Annotated in this window: 21 protein-coding genes and 1 tRNA gene; 9 read left to right on the forward strand and 13 right to left on the reverse strand. The window is 34.2% G+C overall.

Going from position 1 to position 23,068, the window contains the following annotated elements; translation table 11 throughout:
• Positions 1 to 136: 136 nt before the first annotated feature.
• From GTH24_RS04345 to GTH24_RS04360, 4 genes are all read right to left on the reverse strand, one after another.
• Positions 137 to 1,537: a serralysin family metalloprotease gene (locus GTH24_RS04345; RefSeq protein ID WP_072070692.1), complete on the reverse strand. Its 1,401-nt coding sequence runs from the start codon at positions 1,535 to 1,537 to the stop codon at positions 137 to 139.
• 335 nt (positions 1,538 to 1,872) lie between these two features.
• Positions 1,873 to 3,660, reverse strand: coding sequence for a M10 family metallopeptidase C-terminal domain-containing protein (locus GTH24_RS04350; RefSeq protein WP_164525999.1), 1,788 nt, complete (start codon positions 3,658 to 3,660; stop codon positions 1,873 to 1,875).
• A 142-nt stretch (positions 3,661 to 3,802) separates the two neighbouring features.
• On the reverse strand, positions 3,803 to 5,038 hold the full coding sequence (locus GTH24_RS04355; RefSeq protein WP_072070689.1) for a nucleoside permease: 1,236 nt from the start codon (positions 5,036 to 5,038) through the stop codon (positions 3,803 to 3,805).
• 84 nt (positions 5,039 to 5,122) lie between these two features.
• Positions 5,123 to 5,941: a purine-nucleoside phosphorylase gene (locus tag GTH24_RS04360; protein ID WP_164526000.1), complete on the reverse strand. Its 819-nt coding sequence runs from the start codon at positions 5,939 to 5,941 to the stop codon at positions 5,123 to 5,125.
• A gap of 205 nt (positions 5,942 to 6,146) precedes the next feature.
• Between GTH24_RS04360 and GTH24_RS04365 the strand changes: the two genes are divergently transcribed.
• Together GTH24_RS04365 and GTH24_RS04370 are read left to right on the forward strand one after the other, a co-directional pair.
• Positions 6,147 to 7,343 carry an ROK family protein gene (locus GTH24_RS04365; protein ID WP_072070688.1) on the forward strand — a complete coding sequence of 399 codons (1,197 nt, stop codon included), beginning with the start codon at positions 6,147 to 6,149 and terminating at the stop codon, positions 7,341 to 7,343.
• A 272-nt stretch (positions 7,344 to 7,615) separates the two neighbouring features.
• Positions 7,616 to 8,500: a helix-turn-helix domain-containing protein gene (locus GTH24_RS04370; RefSeq protein WP_072070687.1), complete on the forward strand. Its 885-nt coding sequence runs from the start codon at positions 7,616 to 7,618 to the stop codon at positions 8,498 to 8,500.
• On the opposite strand, the gene GTH24_RS04375 is transcribed toward GTH24_RS04370, so the two are convergent.
• Positions 8,494 to 9,750 carry a M20 family metallo-hydrolase gene (locus GTH24_RS04375; RefSeq protein ID WP_072070686.1) on the reverse strand — a complete coding sequence of 419 codons (1,257 nt, stop codon included), beginning with the start codon at positions 9,748 to 9,750 and terminating at the stop codon, positions 8,494 to 8,496. The genes GTH24_RS04370 and GTH24_RS04375 overlap by 7 nt on opposite strands.
• A gap of 753 nt (positions 9,751 to 10,503) precedes the next feature.
• On the opposite strand from GTH24_RS04375, the gene GTH24_RS04380 reads away from it, so the two are divergent.
• Positions 10,504 to 11,307, forward strand: a complete 804-nt coding sequence (locus GTH24_RS04380) for a DUF4225 domain-containing protein (RefSeq protein ID WP_082151862.1) — start codon at positions 10,504 to 10,506, stop codon at positions 11,305 to 11,307.
• Positions 11,308 to 11,705: 398 nt separating this feature from the next.
• Here GTH24_RS04380 and GTH24_RS04385 read toward each other — a convergent pair whose 3' ends face one another.
• Complete coding sequence (locus GTH24_RS04385; protein ID WP_072071115.1) at positions 11,706 to 12,179, reverse strand: Hcp family type VI secretion system effector; 474 nt, start codon at positions 12,177 to 12,179, stop codon at positions 11,706 to 11,708.
• A 1,051-nt stretch (positions 12,180 to 13,230) separates the two neighbouring features.
• Here GTH24_RS04385 and GTH24_RS04390 point away from each other — a divergent pair.
• Positions 13,231 to 13,404, forward strand: coding sequence for an ArdC family protein (locus GTH24_RS04390; protein ID WP_164526001.1), 174 nt, complete (start codon positions 13,231 to 13,233; stop codon positions 13,402 to 13,404).
• Positions 13,405 to 13,720: 316 nt separating this feature from the next.
• Here GTH24_RS04390 and GTH24_RS04395 read toward each other — a convergent pair.
• The 4 genes from GTH24_RS04395 to mutY all read right to left on the reverse strand — a co-directional run bounded on the left by GTH24_RS04395 (position 13,721) and on the right by mutY (position 16,535).
• Positions 13,721 to 13,796 (reverse strand) — tRNA-Phe (locus GTH24_RS04395).
• Between the two features lie 262 nt (positions 13,797 to 14,058).
• On the reverse strand, positions 14,059 to 15,129 hold the full coding sequence (gene mltC, locus GTH24_RS04400) for a membrane-bound lytic murein transglycosylase MltC (protein WP_115350598.1): 1,071 nt from the start codon (positions 15,127 to 15,129) through the stop codon (positions 14,059 to 14,061).
• A gap of 63 nt (positions 15,130 to 15,192) precedes the next feature.
• Complete coding sequence (locus GTH24_RS04405; protein ID WP_072071114.1) at positions 15,193 to 15,465, reverse strand: oxidative damage protection protein; 273 nt, start codon at positions 15,463 to 15,465, stop codon at positions 15,193 to 15,195.
• Positions 15,466 to 15,494: 29 nt separating this feature from the next.
• Positions 15,495 to 16,535, reverse strand: coding sequence for an A/G-specific adenine glycosylase (mutY, locus tag GTH24_RS04410; RefSeq protein ID WP_164526002.1), 1,041 nt, complete (start codon positions 16,533 to 16,535; stop codon positions 15,495 to 15,497).
• 217 nt (positions 16,536 to 16,752) lie between these two features.
• On the opposite strand from mutY, the gene trmB reads away from it, so the two are divergent.
• The 5 genes from trmB (at position 16,753) to GTH24_RS04435 (ending at position 20,669) form a co-directional block, all read left to right on the forward strand.
• On the forward strand, positions 16,753 to 17,472 hold the full coding sequence (gene trmB, locus GTH24_RS04415) for a tRNA (guanosine(46)-N7)-methyltransferase TrmB (protein ID WP_072071112.1): 720 nt from the start codon (positions 16,753 to 16,755) through the stop codon (positions 17,470 to 17,472).
• Positions 17,472 to 17,798 (forward strand): YggL family protein, encoded by a 327-nt coding sequence (locus GTH24_RS04420; protein WP_006534836.1) that lies wholly within the window; start codon positions 17,472 to 17,474, stop codon positions 17,796 to 17,798. Before trmB ends, GTH24_RS04420 begins: the two co-directional genes overlap by 1 nt.
• A 74-nt stretch (positions 17,799 to 17,872) precedes the next feature.
• Positions 17,873 to 18,799, forward strand: coding sequence for a glutaminase B (gene glsB, locus GTH24_RS04425; RefSeq protein ID WP_072071111.1), 927 nt, complete (start codon positions 17,873 to 17,875; stop codon positions 18,797 to 18,799).
• A 22-nt stretch (positions 18,800 to 18,821) separates the two neighbouring features.
• Positions 18,822 to 19,565, forward strand: a complete 744-nt coding sequence (locus GTH24_RS04430; RefSeq protein ID WP_072071110.1) for a DUF2884 family protein — start codon at positions 18,822 to 18,824, stop codon at positions 19,563 to 19,565.
• Positions 19,566 to 19,718: 153 nt separating this feature from the next.
• Positions 19,719 to 20,669, forward strand: coding sequence for a siderophore ABC transporter substrate-binding protein (locus GTH24_RS04435; RefSeq protein WP_164526003.1), 951 nt, complete (start codon positions 19,719 to 19,721; stop codon positions 20,667 to 20,669).
• Positions 20,670 to 20,764: 95 nt separating this feature from the next.
• On the opposite strand, the gene hemW is transcribed toward GTH24_RS04435, so the two are convergent.
• From hemW to GTH24_RS04450, 3 genes are read right to left on the reverse strand one after another with little or no spacing between them, the layout of a single operon-like run.
• Positions 20,765 to 21,895, reverse strand: a complete 1,131-nt coding sequence (gene hemW / locus GTH24_RS04440) for a radical SAM family heme chaperone HemW (protein WP_072071108.1) — start codon at positions 21,893 to 21,895, stop codon at positions 20,765 to 20,767.
• The gene (locus GTH24_RS04445; protein WP_164526004.1) at positions 21,888 to 22,481 is read right to left on the reverse strand and encodes an XTP/dITP diphosphatase; all 594 of its coding nucleotides are present in this window, start codon (positions 22,479 to 22,481) and stop codon (positions 21,888 to 21,890) included. Before GTH24_RS04445 ends, hemW begins: the two co-directional genes overlap by 8 nt.
• 11 nt (positions 22,482 to 22,492) lie before the next feature.
• Positions 22,493 to 23,050, reverse strand: coding sequence for a YggT family protein (locus GTH24_RS04450; protein ID WP_072071106.1), 558 nt, complete (start codon positions 23,048 to 23,050; stop codon positions 22,493 to 22,495).
• Positions 23,051 to 23,068: the final 18 nt, after the last annotated feature.

The following is a 23,068-nucleotide window of genomic DNA, read 5'->3' on the forward strand; positions in this document are numbered from 1 at the left end:
TCTATTTGTTTATATTTGTGATTATCTATATGCATGATAATTTATATTTATTTTTTTTTAAAAAATATAAAAATAACTCCATGTAAGTAAAAAGAGGGCAGGAGAATATTATTTCTCCTACCCAATAAATCACGACTTAAACAATAAAATCAGTTTCGTAATTAACAAATCCTACGATGTCAATTTTGAAATCAGCGCTAGAGTCATAACCATAAGCATTAATAGCGAGTTCACTTGAGTTTGTTGATTGATCATACTTAATGGTTGCCTCACCTGAACGACCTGTAAAATTATCAACAAAATTAAGGAATTTATGACTGAAGGTATTTTCGATTAACTCCGATAAGTCAATCTTATCAATGCCTGATTTGAAATCCATTATCTTGTCCGCGGCTGAGACTAGAGAGTCGGAGATTTCTTTATAGACAAAGGTGTTGCTACCTGTACCACCCCATAATGTATCTTGGCCACCGCCACCGATGAGAATATTATCAGCATCATTTCCATAGATAATATCATTACCAGAGCCACCGATTGCGTTTTCTATTGTAACGCCTTGGGCAATAGAAACGTTTTTCTGTAGTCCGCCAACATCAGAAAAATGACCCTCACGTAAATCAATCACTTGATCTTGATAATATCCTGAGAAGTCAAATGTATCGTTACCACCACTGTCCCAAACAGAGAATATTAATTTATCGTTACTGCTTGTTGCAGTGTAATAATCAATACCTGTATTTGAGTTGAAGCCGTAAACATCATCACCTGTTCTGGTTGTTGTATTTGCACCGTAGAGGTATTGCATTGCTGAAATATCATGAAGTAAAGGAGCACCAGCATAAGCACCTTGGAAGTGTGCACCAGTTTCATATTCTTCCCAATAGCTCATAACGGTATATTGGCGACTATCTTCAGCATAATCAGATTTTAAATATCCAGGCACATTTTGACCTGCGTTATAATCACCAGGATGCATTAAACCAAGAGCATGACCAATTTCATGGATGATTGTTAAGCGACCATAATTACCTAATTCAGGCGTTGTATTACCCGCATAATAATAATCACTAAACCAGGCTTGTCCTGAAATATCACGCCCATAATAATCAGGGGTATTTGGTAATGTTGCATAAGCTTGGAATTTACCGTAAGGATCAGTAATATTTCCAAAAGTAATATCTGATTTTACATTCGGTGCTACTTCTGTAAATTTAATATTTGCAATATCAGACCATGCATCTAAAGATTGTCTTGCATGATCCTTTTGTGCTGAATTAAACCCATAGGGGTTTTTATCACCAAAGTCATTAAATTTTTTACCCGCCCAAGTTGGGAATGAATACGTTACTTCTGCCGCTTGTCCAATAACATATTTCCCATTCCATGTGGAATCTTCACGCGCGATATGTTTTCCTGCGGTATCATAATCAAAAGAAGGTAGAGTCTTAGCTGAGAAATTATAAAAAATTCCACTCTTATCTAATAAATCAGAAACATTAGATAATCCTACTGCTTTTTTTAATAAAGAAGAACCCATAATATCCTCCGGATATCAAGTTTAGGTTAAGTTTATTTTCATATTGAAAATAGTTTTATTATCTGGCGAATGCCAGCGATAATAAAGATAGCTATTTATTGATATTAATCTAGAGGGGGAAAATATGTTTTTAAATAATTGTGAAGTGAGGTGTGTTTTAAGTCAGAATAATTTAATAAAGTAAATAGATTATAGGTTATCTTATCTGTCGGTATTTTTTATAATGTGATTATAAGGCTCCGTCATGATTTTATCATATTATATATTCAATTTTGTTATTATAAGGTTTAAGAAAAATTAAACCCTATAATATATTTATATTGTTTTTGAATGCATTAAGAATTGTTTAGAAAAAGATCTTCATAACTAAAATAGCCCACAATATCTATTGTTAATTGATTATTTATTGGTTTATTATTGTTTGTTATTTCTAATGTGGTTTTCTTATTGTCATAAGAAATCTTTATTTCATTGTTTTTATCAGAAAACTCTTTGGTTAATAACGGATTTATCAATATATTATCTTCTAGTAATTGAAATGAAATGGCATCCTCATCTTTGTTAAAATCATAAATAATGTTATGACTATAAGTATTTTTCTCTAAGCTAAATATAAAATTATCCTTACCTTGACTACCAAATAATTTATTGTTACCTCCTTTGATAATAAAGGTATCATCGTGATATCCACCATCAAGAATATTATCGCCTTCTATAGCTATTAATACGTCATTACCTGAACCACCATAAAGAATGTCCTGACCTTTTCCACTAAAAAGAATATCATCTCCTTTTTCACCAAAAATAAGATCATCCCCATTGTCGCCATAAAGAGTGTCATTACCAATACCACCATAAAGAGTATCATCACCATCATCTCCATAAAGGATATCATCACCTTGCTCACCATAAAGAGTATCATCTCCTTTTTTACCGCTTAAGATGTCATTTCCCTTATTTCCTTTAAGATAATTATCAACATGATTACCTAAAATATAGTTATCTTTTAATCCACCTAATGCATTTTCAATAATAGTCCCGAAAGCAATTGAAATATTATTTTCTAATCCACCTATACTAGAAAAAGCACCTTCATTAAGATCTATTTTTTGTTCGACATCATATTGAGAAAAATCGAGTGTATCATTACCACCTGCATCCCAAATACAACTGATTATTACATCCCTATCTGTATCGAGAGTATAGGCTTTTCTTTCAGAGTTAGAATTAAACCCATATACAGTGTCTCCTGTTCGAGTTGAGGTGTTTTTACCATAAAGTTGTTGAATGAAATAAATATCAATAAGCATTGGGCTAATAGGAAAGTTATAATGAAAGTCAGCATATTCTTTTTTTGGCATATTATATGACATGACTGAATATTGGAAACTATTTTCTTTAATATCGAAATTGTCATAATCATTAAACGTATGTGGTAATCCTAAAACATGACCTATTTCATGTATATAAGTATAAAATTTATATGTTCCTTTTTTAGGCGGTTCTAAATTTTTTTCTAATTCAGGGCTAATATTTAATTTTTTATATATATGAATTCCAATTTCATCTTCAGTATAACAATAGTCAATATTATCGGATTTTTTTATGAAAGCTTCTAATTTAGCTTTTTTTTCTGGTGTGAACTTTGATTTTTTAATTGTTTTTATATATTTTGCTTGAGAAGTATTTATCCAAACTTGCCCTGATTCGCTATAGTCTGAGAAACTGGAGATTTCTTTTTCTGAATACTTCTCTTTTGCAGGATATATTGCGAACCCCCCTGTTTTTACAGAATATTGGTCATAATATTCAAATTCATTATTATAAAGACCAATTTTTATATTAGTATCATAGCCTGCTTTTTTTTCTATAAATTTAATATTAGCGATATCAGCCCATAACTGTAATACCTCTTTTGCAAAAGCTTGTTGAGATTTGTTTAGAGTAATTATTGTATTATATTTATCTGTTCTTAACTCAGTATATGCTGGAAAGCTAAATGATATTTCTGTGAATTTATGGTTAGGATGTAACTTCTCCCATATAGCAACATCAACTCTATTATCTTTCATTACATTAATGATTGAGTGAAATCCATTTTTTCTTATGGTAGATGAGTTCATAAATAAAATTCCTTTTACATTAAAATTTAAAAAGAATTTTATATTATTATGATTGTTAATCTTTAAAAATAAAACCAAATAAAAATGGCAATAAGAATATAATTATCTTATTACCATTTTATTAAATAATAAATGGAATTAATTAGCTATGCACTAAATTTCTTTTCTCTTTAAAAGCAAATACAAAAATAATTGCCAGAATTAATGTGTATGAAGCAAATATTAACCAGATAGATTGCCAATCTTTTATTCCATCAATAGTATAATGATCTACAACCATGCCACTTAAAATGGAACCCGCGTATGCACCAACACCATTAACCATAGTCATAAATAACCCTTGAGCACTAGCTCTTATTTCAGGTTTTACTTCATTTTCGATATAAATAGAGCCTGATATATTGAAAAAATCAAATGCACAACCATAAACAATCATTGAAAGCATTAGCAATACGAAACCCCAAGGAGAGGGATCACCATAAGCAAATAACCCGAAACGTAAAGTCCATGCAATCATACTAATTAACATGACTTTTTTAATGCCAAAACGTTTTAGAAAGAAGGGAATTGCTAAGATAAAGGCAACTTCAGCCATTTGTGATACTGATAGTAAAATTGATGGATACTGAACAATTAAACTATCGGAAAATTCAGGATTTTTAGCAAAATCATGAATAAAAGGACTACCAAATGTATTAGTAATTTGAAGTACTGCACCTAATAGCATGGCAAATAAAAAGAAGACAGCCATTATAGGTTTTTTAAATAAAACAAAAGCGTCTAATCCTAAGCGAGAGGCCCAAGACGTTGATTGTTTATGCTGGGCTGTTGGTATTTTAGGTAAACAAAATGAATAGAGTGCCAAACAAAGTGAAGCGACTGATGCAATATATAGTTGAGTGTTACTAAGTTCTAATTTGAGTAAGCTAACACACCACATGGCGATAATAAAACCTATCGTGCCGAAAACACGAATAGGGGGAAAATTAGCAACAGAATCTAGTTTGTGTTTATTTAAGCAGAAATAGCCAATTGAGTTTGAAAGTGCGATTGTTGGCATAAAAGCTAATGCATTAATGAACATAACCCAGAACATGATGGTAGGATCAGTCACTGATGCCGCAAAAAACAAAGCAATAGCACAAATAACATGACAGATAATATATAAACGATTAGCGGGAATAAATTTATCTGCAATTATTCCGAGTAAACCAGGCATAATGAGGGCGGCAATACCTTTTGAGCCATAAACTAACCCAACTTCAACCCCAGTGAAATGTAATGTTTGCATCATGTATGCACCTAGGGTGATTAACCAACTTCCCCAGATAAAATATTGCATAAACATCATGCCTTTGAGCTGTATTTTTATTCCCATAACAATCTCCACTGTTGGGGGATAGAATTAGAGTGGAATATAGGCAGCTATCTATACTCCACTTTTTCTTTAATTGATAAAAAGCTATAAACGCGCGATCACTTCACTAATAAGTTTTAAAAAGGTAGATTTTACGCGCTCTGCGGTTTCAATCACTTCATCATGGCTAAGTGGTTGTTCTAAAATTCCACAAGCCATATTGGTTAAACATGAAATACCTATAGTGTTGATGCCGGAATGGCGAGCAATAAGTGCTTCTGGTACCGTTGACATGCCAACGGCATCAGCACCCAATGTTCTTATCATGCGAATTTCAGCCGGTGTTTCATATGTTGGGCCAGTCCACCATGCATAGACACCTTGGCGTAAAGTGATATCTTGTTCTTTGGCAATATCAATAACAATTTGGCGCATTGCTTTGTTATAAACTTCACTCACATCTAGAAAACGAACACCTAATTCAGGGTTATTAGGTCCAATTAGGGGGTTATTTGCTGTCAGATTAATGTGATCCGTAATTAACATTAGATCACCAGGATTAAAATCTGTATTTACAGCGCCACATGCGTTAGTGATAATCAATTTTTCTACACCCAGAGCTTTCATAACACGCACTGGAAAAGTCACTTCATCAAGAGATACACCTTCGTAGTAATGAAAACGGCCTTTCATTGCAACTACCGTTTTTCCCGCGATTTTACCAATCACTAATTCATTAGCATGCCCTACAGCACCAGATGCTGCGAAGTGTGGAATAGTGTGATAAGGGATGTGTACGGCATCTTCTAAAGTATCGGCAAAAGGACCTAAACCTGATCCTAAAATGATCCCAATAGTTGGTTTTTCAGATGTTTTAGATTGAACAAATTCTTTCGCTTTATTAATTTCAGAAATCTGGTGCATGACACTCTCCTGTGTAAATCATCATTACGTTTTAAATTATGTTTGAGAGTACTTTGCCTGATATGCAGAAATGAACAACTTTCTTTTTCTCATTTTGAGATTAAGATCATGTTGTTTGTTTTGACTAAGGAACTATTACTTTTTTTACAGTAAGATAGCGGTATTCCTCTTTGACTAGCGAAATAATTTAATAAAGGAAATAGCTATGCTATTGAAAAATTTAAAAGAACTTCAATCTTCTAAGACATCAAAAGCATTAAAACTGAAAAGCCTTTATAAATTAATCGCAGAAAATGGCCCGATAAAAACAGAAACGTTGACTGAGTTAGCACAAATGAAGCCAGCGACTTGTGCCCGATTACTTGATGAATTAAATGCGCTTGGATTAATTACAACTGCAGAATTAGGTGAGTCAACCGGTGGACGAAAACCTATTTTGTATAATATAAATACAGAAGGGGTGTTTTTAATCGGTATTGAGTTAAGCAAGGTCTATTCAACTATTGTCTTAATGGACCTAAAGCTAAATATGTTAGATAAAATTAAAATCTCACCTGAACCTTATTTATCTGCCTCTGAAATGACAGAAAAACTATTGCCTAAAATTGAGGCTTTATTATTAAAAAATAAAATTAATTATGAAAAGGTGCTGGGATTAGGGATCTCTATTGAGCATGTTGTTGAACATCAATTAGCGTCTAAATCTCTTGATGAAGAATTTCGTGAGTTAGAAATATTATTGCGTAAAAAAATTCCTACTTACGTAACGGTAGGTAGTGGAGTGCATTTTGCTGCATTAGCTGAGTTTCGTTTATATTACCGCCAAAAAACACAACGGTTTTTATTTACGTCTTGTGATACTGAAGTCAGAGGTTGTGCAATTATTGCTAACCAGTTTTTAACTGATACATCAGTAACTATGAATTGTTTTGGCCATATGACAATTGATGTAAAAGGACCTTTGTGTGAATGTGGCTCTTACGGTTGTTTAAATACACTCTGTTCTTTAGATGCTATAAAAAATAATGTTATTCATCAAATAAGACGAGGAAAAACCTCTTTATTAACATCGCTTATTAGTACTGATAATGAAATTAGTTATCATACTATTTTTCAGGCAATTGAAATGCGTGATCCTTTGTGTATTGATGCATTAGAAGAAGCTGCTTATTACTATGGATTGGCTATTGCAAACTCTATCTTAATGCTACAGCCTGATATTGTTGTGTGTGGCGGTACATTAATTCCTAAATATACATTTTTTGATACTGTAAAAAAAACGATTGAAGCTAAACTCGCACTTTTCCCAAATATAAAAACAGAAGTTTATCCCGCAAATCATGCTTATGAAATCGTGTCTCAAGGTGCAGGAGCAATGGTATTGGAACATTTGGTTAATTAATAAATGAAAAAGGCGCTGTAATATCAATTACAACGCCTTTTAGTTTTTTATTGTTGTTTATTTTTACTGCTTAACCCTGGTGAGGTTACCTGCTAGGAGACAGGTTTATTGATATAGACTAACTTTTTACTGCAAACTTTTTTTATTTACCTCATTGTGAGGAAGGTGATTCTTTTTATTTTGGGTTTAATTTAAACTATCTCAACTAACATCCTATTGTAGTGACGCTACTTTACCCTGGTACTTTGTGCATTTGGGAGCCAATTATAAATATGCCTTACATACCTAGAGAAAAAATAGATTATCAATCCATTGGCTATCGACTACGAGCTTACCGTATAGCCTCTTCATTAAAAGCTGAAGATGTTGCAGAAAGCTTAGGTATCTCTCGTGCTGCCGTATATCGATTAGAAAAAGGCGAAATTGTTAAGATTGAAACTCTCGATAATCTTGCTAGATTATTAAATACTTCATTAACGAGTTTATTAGGTATTAATACCGAATATTACTCAAGTGCGAATGGTTTTTTCGAACGAATGCGCCAACTTGAGACTCAATCTTCACATATTTATACTCACTTCGAACCTTTTTCTTATTTATTAACTTCAGATTGTTATGACAAAACATTGGTTGAAATGCTAACAGAAGCATCACCTTTAAATCTTTTATCTGAAAAACAACAAGAAGTTTTATCTATTTTAAAAGAGCGTAAGAAACATCAATCCTTACATTCACCTCATATTTATAACCTTATTAGCCAACAACAAATCGAGAAATTTCTTTATGTTGGTATGCTAGGTTCAGTTAATTTAACGAAAACATTGCAACAAGAAAGAAAACAGCGAGCAAAAAGCGAAATTCTTCATTTAATTGAAAAGCTAGAGCAAAAGAATAATTATCTTAATATTGCAATTATTTCAGATACTATGCCATCTCTCACTTTCCAATTATTTTATCAAGACAAAGTGCCTCTTTCTTTAGCTGTTAGCCCGTTCCGTTTAGGTGAATTTCCTAATGTCAGTACGGGCATTGCCACTGTAACTTCTTCAACTGAGGCGATATTTCAATATCAATCTCTCTTTGATAAATTATGGTTAAAAGCAACCAAAGGGGATGATGCAATTAACCTTTTAAAACAAATAGTCAGTCATTATTGATTTGCTAATGTGCCTAATGTTTCTGCTAATAAATCTGCAGCGACAGCAATATCACTAAACTCGGTAAATTCATCAGGATGATGACTAATACCGGCAACTGAAGGTGTAAAGATCATCGCAGTTGGATAGAGTGACGCCATATTCATAGAGTCGTGGCCTGCACCACTTAACATGGTCATATAGTCGATATTGTGTTTTTGGCATAAGCTTTCAATAACTTGGCAAATTGTATCATCTAATTTGACTGGCGATTCAGCAGAAATTGGTTGAACATCAATAGCAACACCAAAATCTTTTTCTGCTTTTTCAACACTGTTATTTAAACGTTGTACAACCCGCTGAATACTTTCAGTATCAATACCACGAATATCAACAGAGAATTTAACTTGCCCAGGAATGACGTTCATGGAATTCGGAACAACGTTGAGTTTACCCACCGTACCTACAGTGCCATAAACGGCTTCAGTACATGCTGCACGGTTGATATCGGTAATAATCTCCGCACTTGCCACTAACGCATCTTGACGCTGATACATTGGAGTTGCACCAGAGTGATCTGCATGACCATTAACAGTGACTGAAAAACGTGTCGGTGCTGCAATACCATTAACAATACCAATGGTTTTCTTGTCATTTTCAAGGCGTTTACCTTGTTCAATATGAAGCTCAACAAATGCACTATAACGATCTTCTTTAACTAAACAACTATCCAAATTATCGTGCTGATAACCTAATGATTTCAAAACTTCAAAGAAGTTATTGCCATCATCATCTTTATTTTGCTCCCAACGAGTTCTATCTATTTTTCCTGTTAATACCTTACTGCCAATACATGAAAAACCAAAACGGCTAGATTCTTCTGCACGAAAAACAACAAGTTCAAGATCACGTTTAAGCTGTTGAGGTTTATATTGCATTAAAGCATAAAAGCCAGCAATTACACCCAAAGCACCATCATATGCTCCACCTTGAGGTACAGTATCAAGGTGAGAGCCCGTTCCTACTGCGGGTAATGAGCGATCTTTACCCGGTAAACGGGCATATAGTGTTCCAATGCCATCACGATAGACTTCAAGGCCAGCTTCTTTCATTAAACCTGCAAGATACAAATGTGCGGCTTCATCTTCTTCACCATAGGCAATACGTGTGATCCCTTTGCCACTGTTGTCTTTTTTATAAATCTGCATTGTTTCAATTAATGTTTTCATATCATCAATTGAATAGTGGGTTGCTGTATCTTGTTGAGTCATAAGAGAATTCTCCCGTGGTTTCTGTAATATCTCTTTGTCTAAAAAATGAGACAATTTAAGGATTAAAAAAGCCATCTTCAAAGATGGTCACTGTTTTTATAATCATTACCTATTATATTTACTGCTGAAGTTATATTTCGTCAATGACAATTCAGGTGAATTTCATATTCTGTGAGATAGGTATTAATTAAAAAGAGATATATATATGGAGTATTTCTTAAATGAACTTAAATTGTATGATAAATGTTATAAAACAGATCGCTTTTTTAGGCTAAGTATATTTAAAATTATATTTTTAATTTCAAAATGAAAATAAGAATTATTATTGGTAGTGAATTTATTTTTTTAAGAGTTATTTAAATTGTGATTTATATACTAATAATAAAATATAATTAGAAATATCCCTGAGTTTTTTGTATTAATAATATATTGATTTTTATATTAAATAAAATTTATAACATTATTAGGGGAATGTTGGGTTTTCCGTTAAATATCATAAGTAATATGTAAATATAGAAAGTCTTTATATGAAATTATTTTTCTAATTATTAAAATAAATAATGATCTATCTTATATATTTAGATTTATAGTCTATTTATCTTATTGCTTTAGTTAAATGGACTTTTATCTCTCTGCTAAGTAGAAAACTAAATATTCACTATTGATAAGAATTATTAAATATTACACTATAATAGCCGATAATTTGGATGAGATATTACTTAAGTTTTTATTTTAAATAAGGATGTGAAAGAAATGACTGAGTATGAAATAGACTATAGTTATAGCGATGTATATAGAGATACATTAAGAAGAGAATCCAGTTATTTAAGAAAAATAGCAATGAAATTTGCCTATCAATATATTGGTGATTCTTTTGCAAGAATGATGTTCTTAAATGATATAGAACAACTTATTGCTAGAACAGAGTTAGAGGTAAGCAGTTATTGCTTAAGTTTATCAGCAGGGTTAGATAATATCTCAGATGAAATTGAAAGGTTAGAGTTACAGGATAATTTACTAAGAAATCGAAGCGTAATGCAATATGCACTTTTTGAAATAATACGTAAACAAGAAGAAAGTGAGGAAAATAATAAATTAACACTCAAACAAGTAGGTTTTGTCAGCGGAGCAATGCAAATATATGGAGGGGGAGCTTCTTGTGTGGGATCTGTCGGAACATTATGCAGTAGTTTAGGAGTTGGAATGGTATCTCAAGGTGTAAATAGTATGATTGAAAATGGATATTATTTATTATTTAGAGAGGAATATAGCGGACCTGTAAGAAACGGATATAGAGCAACATCTAAAGCTTTAGGTTATGGTGATAATGAAGCGGATATATTTTATAATGTGGTTGATTTAAGTTTATCTGGTGCATCACTACTAAAACCTGTTCTTAAAGAAGATTCATGGAAGTTATTTCATTATATTAAGAGTGATTTTATAACATCATGGCAATCAATGGGGCGATTATCACTTACTTCTGAGTTTTTCTTTGATGGTGTGACCTTCTATTCTACATACGATTTATATAAGGAAAAAAATAAAAGTGAATGATTTTGATGTGTTATCACCTTTTCCATTTGGCTGGTTGGAACTTTTTCTATTCTATCTATCTTCATTTCTATTATTTTATATTCTATATAAATTACAGATTTATCTTCTTAATAAAGAGAGTAGATTTTTAAATTTAATGTATCTTATATTTATTTATATTGTTGGTAGTAGTTGTCTTATTATATTTAAATTTGGTGATAAATTTTTTATTGGTGAATTATTTATAAGATCTGGTAATAAAGATATTATTCGCTATAGCTGTCTCTTTTTTGCACTTTACCTTTGTATATCACTGACATTTGGTAAAAAAAAGTAATTTATCATATTGATATTTTATGAAAGATAGATTTAATTAATGGTGAATCAAGATATTAAATTCACCATTAAATTTTCACTAGTTAACTTAGTTCAGAAATACTATATCCAGATGTTCCTGCCATTATATGGTTACAGGTGATACTTTCATATTGTATAGTGATAATTTCGCTAGGTAATGAATTACTTTGAGTTAAGGTACTTGCATGTATTTGTGAGTAATTGACAATAGAAGCATTGGTTAAAACAACCGTCATATATTTCTCTTGGGCGCCGGTATGAGAAGTTCTATAGTAATCAATTTCACATTTTAAAATTTCGTTATTTGTAATTGCCGTAATTAGTAATGGTGTCGATTTATCAACATGTTTGGTTATAGAAAGAGGGGCATGACTTAAATTTTGTCTTCTTGATATATCAAATGTGGATGCTATAACTAATATTTCATTTAAGTGAGAACTCTGATATTTATTGCCAAGTGAATCGTATGAAGAGCATCCTGCTGAAATATTACCCTGAATATTTCCATTTATTCTTAAATAAATATTATTAGACATTAATTATTTTCCTTTTTATATAATTAAACTTCATGTTTATCTAAAGCTAAATTTACTTTAAAGTTAATCTTATTAGATTAATTTATGTATTTATTATATTTAAAAATAGATAAATTACTATCTATGTATTGTGACAATTTATATGGTGCAATCACCAGAACGTAATCGCTATGTATATCGTATTACCGCTTTTCTAGTTTGGTGCTGTGAGTTGGAGTGGTGTAAATCTTGGATTTGTGACATTTTAAGAGGTTCAAAAGGCATGTGGCTGGTGCTCAAGAAGGCTAGTCAGTGCTATCCGTTCTGATTTCACATTTAAAATAAATCAAATGTCAAAGCCTACTTTTTTGTATAATTCAGGAATGTCAGTAAATAAAGCAAGAGTTTTACTTTCTGAATATAAAGAGGAGTAATCTATTCATCTTTATTTTTAGATAAATTATAGTTATTTTAAAACCGATTAGTATGCTTCCAAAGAGGAATTTTGTAATAACTAAATATATTGTAACTGAAAGTGATAATGATATTAATATTATCAATAAATATGGTAAGTTATTGTCTTTTTGAAAAAATAGATAATAATAAAATGACTAAGGTTGTGTTTATTACTGATGATACACTTGACTTTATACTAATAAAGTAAGGTGTTGTTCTTGCTTTTTTTAATATTTTCTTTTCTTTTTTATTAAACATTTATTTTATACCATTTTTTGTTTTTACAGATTAATGATAACATAAGATTAATATTTAATACCATAATTGAAGATTGATTTTATTTTATGGTTAATTTAATTATCTTAAGTTAAATTTTTTGAGTGTGTTTTTATGATTTTATTTTAAGTAATATAAAATCACTCTAATTAGGGGTTAATATAAATTACGAGAAAATAATTTAACCTACATACTAAGTATTCCTAGTGTTTGCTTTTTAAATATTATCTTGTTATTTCTAGCAACAGCCAATATTTCAGCAATCTGAAAGAAATACTTTCGGGTGATTACAACATTCATTAAATCAACTTTCTTTATTTTCCCCAAAAGAGAATTGCCTATGAAAAAGGAATTAATAGGTCGGACATCCTCACGGCAAAACTATCCTTATCACATAGTGACAAGTAAGATTATTGAAGCATTAGAGAAAGGAATAGAACCTTGGCATAAAGGGCTATCCGTTAATGCAGTAACAGGGCATACTTCAAGACTTGCTAGAAAAGGAAGTAGCTAATTGAGAGTTATTTACAATGAATTCATGCCAGTATTATATCGACATTAGAATACATTGATGAAAGTGTTGATAACTTGCGAGATATATTAGAAGCGGAATTGATGTGATGAAAATAACAGGAGGAGTATCAAGATTTGACAGTGATTAGGAAAGAAAGTAAAAGTTACAAATAAAAAAAACAGCCTTGATTTGAGCAAGACTGTTTATTCAAAGCTTTTAATAAATTTTAACAACAGATAACTTACGTTAAATTTGTGTCTTATCTTAGCTTTTTTGCCCTCTCAGTGATTTAACTCACTGACGAACAAATGAAAGATGGTGCCCGAACTCGGAATCGAACCAAGGACACGGGGATTTTCAATCCCCTGCTCTACCGACTGAGCTATTCGGGCAACGGGGCGTATTAAACCCGATATTGCTTTTCTCGTCAACGTTATTTATCAAAAAACCGTTTGATTGCTGTTTTTTTAAACTTATTGCTTAATAAAACGCTATTTATCGCGAAGAAAGAGTAAAAACAAAGCTGAACATAGTTTGTAGTAGCTAGAATTATGGTGACAAAAAATACAATAAGACGGTTTATTGGCTCGTAACAACAAACAAAGCTTACCCAAATTGATTGAGTAAGCTTTGTTTCTTTAGAGCAAATAATAATTAACGATAGTTGCGTTGAGCCGTACTGACTTTCTCAAGATAACGACGAGATTGGTCGGCAGGGTGCTTATTACGTAACGTGGTATACACTTGCGTAGGCTCTAGGTTGTTAATCATGGCTGCAGCTTGTTTTTTATCACTATGGAATATGCGTAAGACGCTGCCAGCACCGCCATTGTAAGCCTGTATAACGGCGTAACGGCGTGAAATAGGATCTTTGATATCACCAAGGTAGCTGTTTTGCAGTATTGAAATATAAGCAGCACCCGCATCGATATTATTAGCAGGATCAAACAAGTAACTGCGGCTTGGTTGCCCTGATTTACCTTGCATGCGGAATACATCTCGTCCTGCCGTTGCTGGCATAATTTGCATTAAACCTAATGCGTCTGAACTACTGACAGCATAAGGGTTAAAACTTGATTCAATTTGCATAATAGCTAGGATAAGCGAAGGCTCAACACCATATTTAGCTGCCGCTTGTTGGACTAATGGTAAGTATTTATGTGCACGTTTATCAAGGTGATTAGGGACTAAATTAATGGTGACATACCAAATTGTATTTATACCAGATTGGCGTTTTTGTAATTTATTGGCAATCAGATAATCAGCAAACTTATTGGCTCGCCATTCCCAGCGTATAGGCTGACCTGTATTATCAAGAACCTGTCCTGATAAAAAAGGTTCTGTACTGTGAGGGATGTTATTGACATCAGAATAGAGGTCTATAGAGCCAGGATCTTCACCCATTAATAATGTAGTGACAATTGCCTTATGTAATTGGAATTGAGGAGCATCACCACCTAGTGTTTCTATCGTGATGGTACCTGCTTCAAAGTTAATATGGCTACGGGTTTTATAAGCGTCAGTATATTTTACGTAGTCTTTAGGGCCGGCTATTAAAACTTCCTTCATCCCCCAAATCATTTCGATATTATTGGCAAATTGCCCCATAAGAATATCGAATGCATTGGTGTCCTTTGCGTAATCAGGTTCAAATGTCTTAGAGGGTTGGCTACTACATGAAATGAGTAGTGGGGCGATAATTAGCAAGAGAAGGATTTTTTTCATGGTCAATTGCATCGCTATGGTGAATAAAAGACCAGAGCCTTAAAGGCTCTGGAAAAGTGAATATTATTTTTCAGGTGGGGTGTAGCCGTCAATATGAACATCATGACCTTCAAATAAAAATCGTACCATTTCTTGTTCTAATAGTTTGCGATCTTCTGGGTTCATGGTGTTAAGTTTTTTCTCATTGATCAACATCGTCTGTTTTGTCATCCACTGAGTCCATGCTTCTTTTGAGATCTCATTGAAAATGCGCTTTCCAATTTCTCCTGGGTACAACTGAAAATCAAGTCCATCAGCTTCTTTGTTTAGGAAAGTACAAAAAATAGTTCTGCTCATAATACGTCCTCAATATCGCAGGGATTAGCTTAGGCTAATTGTCTAAGTAAATTCTCTACAGGCGCCGCTAACCCAACGGTTGCAGGTGTCTGTAAGTTATACCAAAGTCCTTTTTGCTCCTCCATCATAGAGGTAAACGTCGAGAGTTTTACGCAAATTGGCACAATATCTAAATGAAAGTGGCTAAAAGTATGTCGAAATGAAATCAGTTGTTCTGATTCATTATTTTCTAGTCCATGCTCAGTTAGCCACAGTTCTAAAAGCGTTTTTGTTTCAAACTGAGGAAAGGCAAATAACCCACCCCATATTCCTGCTGGTGGTCTTTTATCCAACCAAACAAGATTATCATATTGTAAAATAAGAAAATAAGTTGTTTTTTCTGGGATAACTTTTTTCGGTTTTTTTCCAGGATAATCCGCCCAATTATTTTGGGCATAAGCGATACAACCTGTATTTAATGGGCATAGTTCACATTTAGGTTTGCTTCTAGTACAAATCATTGCACCTAAATCCATCATTGCCTGATTAAAATACTCAACACCAACAGTTGGGGTGACGTTTTCACTGATTTCCCACAACTTATTTTCAACTTCTTTTTTACCTGGCCAGCCTTCAACGGCATAACAACGAGCTAAAACACGCTTCACATTACCATCAAGGATTGGGTAAGATTTTTTCAATGATAACGATAAAATAGCACCAGCGGTTGAACGGCCAACACCCGGTAAAGCACAAACGTCCTCAAAGGTATCAGGAAAGTGCCCTTGATGTTTATCTACAATGTGTTGTGCTGCTTTATGCAAGTTTCTGGCTCTTGCGTAATAACCAAGGCCCGTCCATAAATGAAGCACTTCATCTAATGGTGCTTTAGCTAACGCAACGACATCAGGAAAACGTGAAATAAAACGCTCAAAATAAGGAATAACCGTTGCAACTTGGGTTTGTTGTAACATCACCTCAGATAACCAAACGTGATAAGGCGTTTTTTCTTGCTGCCAAGGGAGCGTTTTACGCCCATATTTATGATACCAATTGAGTACGACTTGCGAAAATTGCAGTGCTTCCATCATGTTTTATTTTATTAACTCATGTTCTGATTAAGGTAAGATTGCACCACAGTGAGAATAAACTGTAAACACTCTTAATATTTATCTTATAGAGTGATGCTTCTATAAGTGACTCTTGCTAAACTTAGGGATCTTTGGATAATGTCGGTTAAGTTTATACCATAGCGACATTATAACGATTTTAAGTAAATAATTGGCCTAACGACTGACAGTATTAGACATGATCAAGAATGTAATTTCTCCGGAATTCAATGAAGAAGGGCGTGCTTTACGGCGCGTTCGTAGTTTTGTTCGTAGACAAGGCCGTTTAACTCCTCGTCAAGAGCAAGCATTAGAAATGCAGTGGCCTGTTTTTGGCATTGAATATCAACCGGAACCCATCGACTTCAGTCAGGTTTTTGGACGCGAAGCACCTGTTATTTTGGAAATTGGCTTCGGAATGGGCGCATCGCTCGTGACTATGGCAAAAAATACGCCAGAAAATAATTATTTCGGTATTGAAGTGCATGCGCCAGGTGTGGGGGCTTGTCTTGCAAGTGCTGAAGAAGAACAAGTAACTAATTTGCGAGTCATGTGTCATGATGCGATTGAAGTACTTAATCACATGATCCCAGATAATAGTTTAAAAATGGTTCAGTTATTCTTTCCTGATCCATGGCACAAAGCGCGTCATAATAAGCGCCGTATTGTTCAAGTGCCTTTTGCAGAATTAATTTTAAAAAAATTAACGTTAGACGGTGTTTTTCATATGGCGACAGATTGGGAACCATATGCAGAACATATGCTTGAAGTGATGACAAGTGTTGAAGGTTATCAGAATTTGTCAGAAACTCAGGATTATGTACCACGACCAGAAACACGCCCAGTGACTAAGTTTGAGAAACGAGGTCATCGTTTAGGGCATGGTGTATGGGATCTTATGTTCAAGAGGGTAAAATAATGGCTAAACAACGTAGTCGCCGTTTACGCAAAAAAATGCGTATCGATGAATTTCAGGAATTAGGTTTTTCAGTTAAATGGACTTTCCCAGAAAATACCCCAATTGAGGAAGTGGATCGCTTTGTTGATGAACTGATCCTCAAAGTCATTGAGCCAAACGGGCTGGCATTTGATGCAAGTGGTTACCTGAGCTGGGAAGGCTTAATCTGCTTACAACAAATTGGTAAATGTACAGAAGAGCATCGCCAATTAGTCGAAAACTTCCTAAAAGAGAATAAAATGCAAGATGTACAGACCTCTGAATTATTTGACGTTTGGTGGGACTGATAGAAAGTTATACATTTAGCAAATAATTACAAGGGCATCCAAAAGGATGCCCTTGTCTGTCTGGGGAAGGGACTGTGACTACAACGTTATCTAACGCATTACTGTCAGATATTTTGCAACAAATTCGCCCATTAATCGGGCAAGGAAAAGTCGCGGATTATATCCCCGCGTTAGCTCAAGTATTGCCGGAACAGCTTGCTATGGCTGTTTATACGGTGGATGGCGAACTCTATCAATCGGGCATGGCAGACAAGCGTTTTTCTATTCAATCCATTTCTAAAGTGCTTAGTTTGACACTCGCTTTAACTCGTTATGAAGAAGATGAAATTTGGCAACGTGTTGGAAAAGAGCCTTCAGGTCTGCCTTTTAATTCCTTAATACAGTTAGAGATGGAAAAAGGGATACCTCGGAATCCTTTTATTAATGCGGGTGCTATTGTTATCACTGATATGTTGCAGTCTCGATTAAGTGCACCAAAGCAAAGAATGTTAGAAGTTATTCGCTTTTTAACTGATGCTCCTGATATTTGTTATAACTCAGTAGTGGCTAAATCAGAGATGGAGCATCTTAGTCGAAATGCATCAATTGCTTATCTGATGAAATCTTTTGATAATTTTGAAAATGATGTTATCACGGTACTGGAAACTTATTTTCACTATTGTTCAATAGAAATGAGTTGTACTGAATTAGTTCGATGTTTTAGCTATTTAGCTAATCAGGGGGTAAGTGTTGGGAATAAAAATCAGATTATTACGCCAAGACAGACCCGACAAATAAATGCGTTAATGTTAACTTGTGGTATGTATGATGGTGCCGGTGAATTTGCATTTCGTATTGGGATACCGGGAAAATCAGGTGTTGGAGGTGGCATTGTTGCTGTCGTTCCAGATGCTTTTACCGTTGCAGTTTGGTCACCAGAGCTGGATAAATCAGGTAACTCATTAGCAGGTTGTGCAGCACTTGAATTATTAGCAAACAAAGTAGGGCGCTCGATTTTTTAGCCATGTTTTCAGGAGAGTTGTTATGAATTTAAGAAATATTGCTGTAGCACTGTTTTTTGTTGCAGGCTCTGCCAATGCATCCCCCAGTTTTGATTGTGCTGTAATGCCAAAAGATGATTTGCGTATAACCTCTGAATTTGTTGAAGTTGCTGGTTCACATGGTTTAATGGTCATTTATCCTGATGGCACATTGCTTCAAAATGAAAAAAGCGCCACATTGACGCCACAACAACAAGAGTTAGCAAAAAAGTATCAAGCCACAGTGAGACGAGACGTACCTTGGTTAAGAACTGAAACAGGGGTAAAACTGCAAGATTCTCGCAAAGTGCTCGATAAAGTGGTGATTGAAGCTTTTGGTAAAGAAAGCAACATCCTCAATAGATTAAGTCGGTTAGAGAAAGATCTTAATCAACAAATGGATAGAGTGGTTAGCATAGAACCTAATAACATCACCTTTCATGCTCAAGCTATTAAAGAAGTTGAAGCCAAAGGCCGTGAAATCGTAGAGAGTAGTCTTGGTGGTATGTTGCAAGACAGCATTAATGAATTGGGGAAAAAACAGTTATTAGCGGCTGCTGGTGGCGACAGTAAAAAAGCCTTAGGTGGATTATTAGGAAGCTTAGATGGTTTCCAAAAAATCATAGATCAGGAGTGGAAGCAGCAAGAAGCTGCATTTACTCAATTTGGTCAGCAAGCTTGTAGCAAAATAACTCAGATGGAAAACCAACATATTGAACTTATTAATTCATTAAATATTAATAAATAATAGCGTTATATTCCTTGTAGTTAATAAGCTTTATAAATTGTGAACTCACAATAATTGAAAATAATAATGAAAATCATTCCTATTCAATTGACTTGTGAGATGAGCTGTTTACAATGCCCTGTTTGAGTATTCCACTTAAACAGGGCAAAATTAATGAAGAAGATCCTTCCTTTGGTTATCGCATCTATCCTTTCTGTAACGAGTTTCTCTGCGTTAAGCAAAACGCCAATTGAATATCAACCTAACCAAGTTATTAGTCAACAGAATGACAAGATGGTGATTAAACACTTGTTAGGTGAAACAACGGTCGCTAAGAACCCATCAAAAGTGGTCCTATTTGATTTTGGCCTCTATGATTCTTTAGTTCAGTTAGGCTTAGCCGATAAAGTGATTGGGTTACCGTTAGGTAATGCTCCTGCTTACATTAAAGGTAGTATTGCAAGTAATGTTGCTAATGTAGGTGGCATGAAAGCGCCTGACTTAGAAAAACTAGCTGAAATTAAACCTGATTTAATCATTATTACTGGTCGCCAAGGTGCATCTTATGAAGCTTTAGCAAAAATTGCACCTACTGTTAATTTAGGTACTAATAGCGCTAATTATCTTAATTCAGTTGAGTCGAATATAAAATTATTAGGTGAGTTATTTGATAAACAGCAAGCGACTCAAGAACAAATTACTAAATTAAATAACGTTATTGAGCAAGCTCAGAAAAAAGCTGCTGAATCTGATAAAAAAATATTAGTGTTGATGCATAATGCTGGTAATTTAATGCCTAATAATCAAAGTGTTGTTTATGATGTTGTTAAGGCAAAAAGAGCCGAGTTACCACCTGTAGCTGAAGAAGATAAAGGTAAACGTCGTGTAGTTACATCAGAAATGATCGCAAAAGCTAATCCAAATGTTATTTTAATTGTGGATCGTAGCGAAGCCATTGGTGCGGGTAAATTAGAAAAAACCACATTTGAAGATGATGCTATAAAAACAACTTCAGCCTATAAAAATGGTGGTATTGTTTATCTGCAAGCTGATCTTTGGTATCTCTCTGGTGGTGGTTTAGATAGCTTAACTAAACAGATTGAAGCAGTAGAGAGTGCACTTTAATTGATTAATCTTTAAAGTTTGTTATTAAAGAAAAATGCCCAACTGAGAATAACAGTATGGGCATTTTTTAAGCTAGCTATTTCAAATCATTAATATTAAAGAAATAGTTCAAGCAATGAGTTGAGGAACAGCTTGCCATGAGGTGTAATTTGCCAATGAGTATCTGTTTCATTGATATAACCTAAAGCCAATGCTTCATCTATCTGATGGCGAATAACCTCTTCAGAAAGCCCCGTATAATTGCTGAAGTCTTGTCTTGGAAATGCTTCTAATAGGCGAAAACGGTTCATAAAAAATTCAAATGGACGGTCATCATTATCAACAAAATGTTGTTGATCGAGATAACGGCCTTCCATAAAACCTTTAGGGTGCTTGGTTTTTACTGTTCGCATTATGCGACCATCTTCAAAACTTATTTTTCCATGAGCACCACAGCCAATACCTAAATAATCTCCAAAACGCCAATAGTTTAAGTTGTGCTCACATTGAAAACCCGGCTTGCAATATGCTGATGTTTCATATTGTTGATAGCCTGCAGCTGTCAATAATTTATCGCCTTCTGAGAAAATATCCCACAACATATCGTCGTCAGGTAATTTAGGCGGGCGGGAACCAAATTGTGTGTTGGGTTCAATGGTTAATTGATACCAAGACAAATGTGGTGGGGATAATTCTATTGCTTGCTGTAAATCTGAAAGCGCTTGAGATAATGATTGGTCTGGTAATCCATGCATTAAATCTAAATTAAAACTACGTAAGCCTAATTCTTTGGCTAAACGAGCTGCATTTTTAGCTTCATCTGCATCATGAATGCGCCCTAAGCGAATAAGTTTATCATTGCCAAAACTTTGCACACCAATAGAAATACGATTTACACCAGCACGTTGGAATCCGGCAAAGCGTTCAGCTTCTACGGTTCCCGGATTCGCTTCCATGGTAATTTCTGCATTAGGGCTAACAGCTAAGCGTTCTTTAACGCCATAAAGCAAATCAGCCATTGATTCAGCACTTAATAAACTAGGTGTTCCACCACCAATAAATATCGTTTGAACTTCACGAGAACCAACGTGAATAAGGTCAGCATCTAAGTCATTGAGTAAATGTTGCACATATTCCTGATGTGGTACTTCACCTTTTAGTGTGTGTGAATTGAAATCACAATAAGGGCATTTTTGTACGCACCAAGGAATATGAATATATAAACTTAATGGGGGCAACTTAAGCATTCTTAAGGGCATCCAACATTAATTTAAGTGCTTTACCACGATGTGAGTGCTGATTTTTTTGCTCTTTAGTTAATTGCGCTGCAGTGCAATTTAACTCTGGAACAAAGAAAATAGGATCATAACCAAATCCACCTTCACCATGCATTTCTGTGCTTAATACACCATGCCAAATACCGTGGAAAATTAGAGGCGTTGGATCATTTTCATGGCGCATATAAACCAATACACAATTAAATTGCGCTTGGCGTTTTTCAGTAGGTACATCTTTCATTGCATCAAGCAATTTATCCAGATTTTGCTGATCGCTTGCATCAACACCTGCATAGCGTGCGGAGTAAATTCCTGGTGCACCACCTAAAGCATCAACCGAAATTCCTGAGTCATCGGCAATTGCAGGTAAACCTGTCACTTTTGCTGCATAACGCGCTTTAATTAGCGCATTTTCGACAAAAGTTAAGCCAGTTTCTTCAACTGAATCAACACCAAGCTCTGTTTGAGCAACAATATCTAAACCAAAATCAGAAAGCAAAGAGGCTAGCTCTTTGACTTTTCCCTGATTTCCTGTTGCGAGTACCACTTTTTGCATGAGTGTTATCCTTAGTAAAGAGTTGCGCTAAGTAACCATTGTAAAACGTCTACACGCAGATAATTCAGAGCGTAAAGCACGAGAATAACAATCATTGCAGAAAAATCTAAACCACCCATTGCCGGAATTACACGACGAATAGGTGCCATTAAAGGTTCTGTTAATTGATATAAAAGATGATCAATTGGATTACGACCTTGGCTTACCCAGCTAAGGATCGCGCGGATAATGATCAACCAAAAAATCATCTTACCTGCTGCTGTGAGCAGTTCAATAAAGGCAAATGGGAACATTAAAGATAAAGGAAATGATGTTCCAGATAGATAAGATGGAATAATAATACCTAGTAGAATTAATACATATGCCAGTAAAACGGAGGCTGTATCAATAGGGCCAATAGAAGGAATTACACTTCTTAATGGGCGAACAATTGGCTGTGTGATCTTGACGATAAACTGTGAAAAAGGATTATAAAAATCAGCTCTAACACATTGCATCCAAACACGTAATAAAAGTACGGATGTATAGAGTTGAAGAAGAGTCAGAATGACGAAATTTAAAAAATTCATTAGTTGGCCCTGATGAAA

It is taken from the genome of Proteus vulgaris (assembly GCF_011045815.1).
Classification (GTDB): Bacteria; Pseudomonadota; Gammaproteobacteria; order Enterobacterales; family Enterobacteriaceae; genus Proteus; species Proteus vulgaris_B.

What these genes read in the sequence shown, in the direction of transcription:
- GTH24_RS04345 (WP_072070692.1), bottom strand. Translation starts at nt 1,537, where the DNA reads ATGGGTTCTTCTTTATTAAAAAAAGCAGTAGGATTATCTAATGTTTCT.
- GTH24_RS04350 (WP_164525999.1), bottom strand. Translation starts at nt 3,660, where the DNA reads ATGAACTCATCTACCATAAGAAAAAATGGATTTCACTCAATCATTAAT.
- GTH24_RS04355 (WP_072070689.1), bottom strand. Translation starts at nt 5,038, where the DNA reads ATGGGAATAAAAATACAGCTCAAAGGCATGATGTTTATGCAATATTTT.
- GTH24_RS04360 (WP_164526000.1), bottom strand. Translation starts at nt 5,941, where the DNA reads ATGCACCAGATTTCTGAAATTAATAAAGCGAAAGAATTTGTTCAATCT.
- GTH24_RS04365 (WP_072070688.1), top strand. Translation starts at nt 6,147, where the DNA reads ATGCTATTGAAAAATTTAAAAGAACTTCAATCTTCTAAGACATCAAAA.
- GTH24_RS04370 (WP_072070687.1), top strand. Translation starts at nt 7,616, where the DNA reads ATGCCTTACATACCTAGAGAAAAAATAGATTATCAATCCATTGGCTAT.
- GTH24_RS04375 (WP_072070686.1), bottom strand. Translation starts at nt 9,750, where the DNA reads ATGACTCAACAAGATACAGCAACCCACTATTCAATTGATGATATGAAA.
- GTH24_RS04380 (WP_082151862.1), top strand. Translation starts at nt 10,504, where the DNA reads ATGACTGAGTATGAAATAGACTATAGTTATAGCGATGTATATAGAGAT.
- GTH24_RS04385 (WP_072071115.1), bottom strand. Translation starts at nt 12,179, where the DNA reads ATGTCTAATAATATTTATTTAAGAATAAATGGAAATATTCAGGGTAAT.
- GTH24_RS04390 (WP_164526001.1), top strand. Translation starts at nt 13,231, where the DNA reads ATGAAAAAGGAATTAATAGGTCGGACATCCTCACGGCAAAACTATCCT.
- mltC (WP_115350598.1), bottom strand. Translation starts at nt 15,129, where the DNA reads ATGAAAAAAATCCTTCTCTTGCTAATTATCGCCCCACTACTCATTTCA.
- GTH24_RS04405 (WP_072071114.1), bottom strand. Translation starts at nt 15,465, where the DNA reads ATGAGCAGAACTATTTTTTGTACTTTCCTAAACAAAGAAGCTGATGGA.
- mutY (WP_164526002.1), bottom strand. Translation starts at nt 16,535, where the DNA reads ATGATGGAAGCACTGCAATTTTCGCAAGTCGTACTCAATTGGTATCAT.
- trmB (WP_072071112.1), top strand. Translation starts at nt 16,753, where the DNA reads ATGATCAAGAATGTAATTTCTCCGGAATTCAATGAAGAAGGGCGTGCT.
- GTH24_RS04420 (WP_006534836.1), top strand. Translation starts at nt 17,472, where the DNA reads ATGGCTAAACAACGTAGTCGCCGTTTACGCAAAAAAATGCGTATCGAT.
- GTH24_RS04430 (WP_072071110.1), top strand. Translation starts at nt 18,822, where the DNA reads ATGAATTTAAGAAATATTGCTGTAGCACTGTTTTTTGTTGCAGGCTCT.
- GTH24_RS04435 (WP_164526003.1), top strand. Translation starts at nt 19,719, where the DNA reads ATGAAGAAGATCCTTCCTTTGGTTATCGCATCTATCCTTTCTGTAACG.
- hemW (WP_072071108.1), bottom strand. Translation starts at nt 21,895, where the DNA reads ATGCTTAAGTTGCCCCCATTAAGTTTATATATTCATATTCCTTGGTGC.
- GTH24_RS04445 (WP_164526004.1), bottom strand. Translation starts at nt 22,481, where the DNA reads ATGCAAAAAGTGGTACTCGCAACAGGAAATCAGGGAAAAGTCAAAGAG.
- GTH24_RS04450 (WP_072071106.1), bottom strand. Translation starts at nt 23,050, where the DNA reads ATGAATTTTTTAAATTTCGTCATTCTGACTCTTCTTCAACTCTATACA.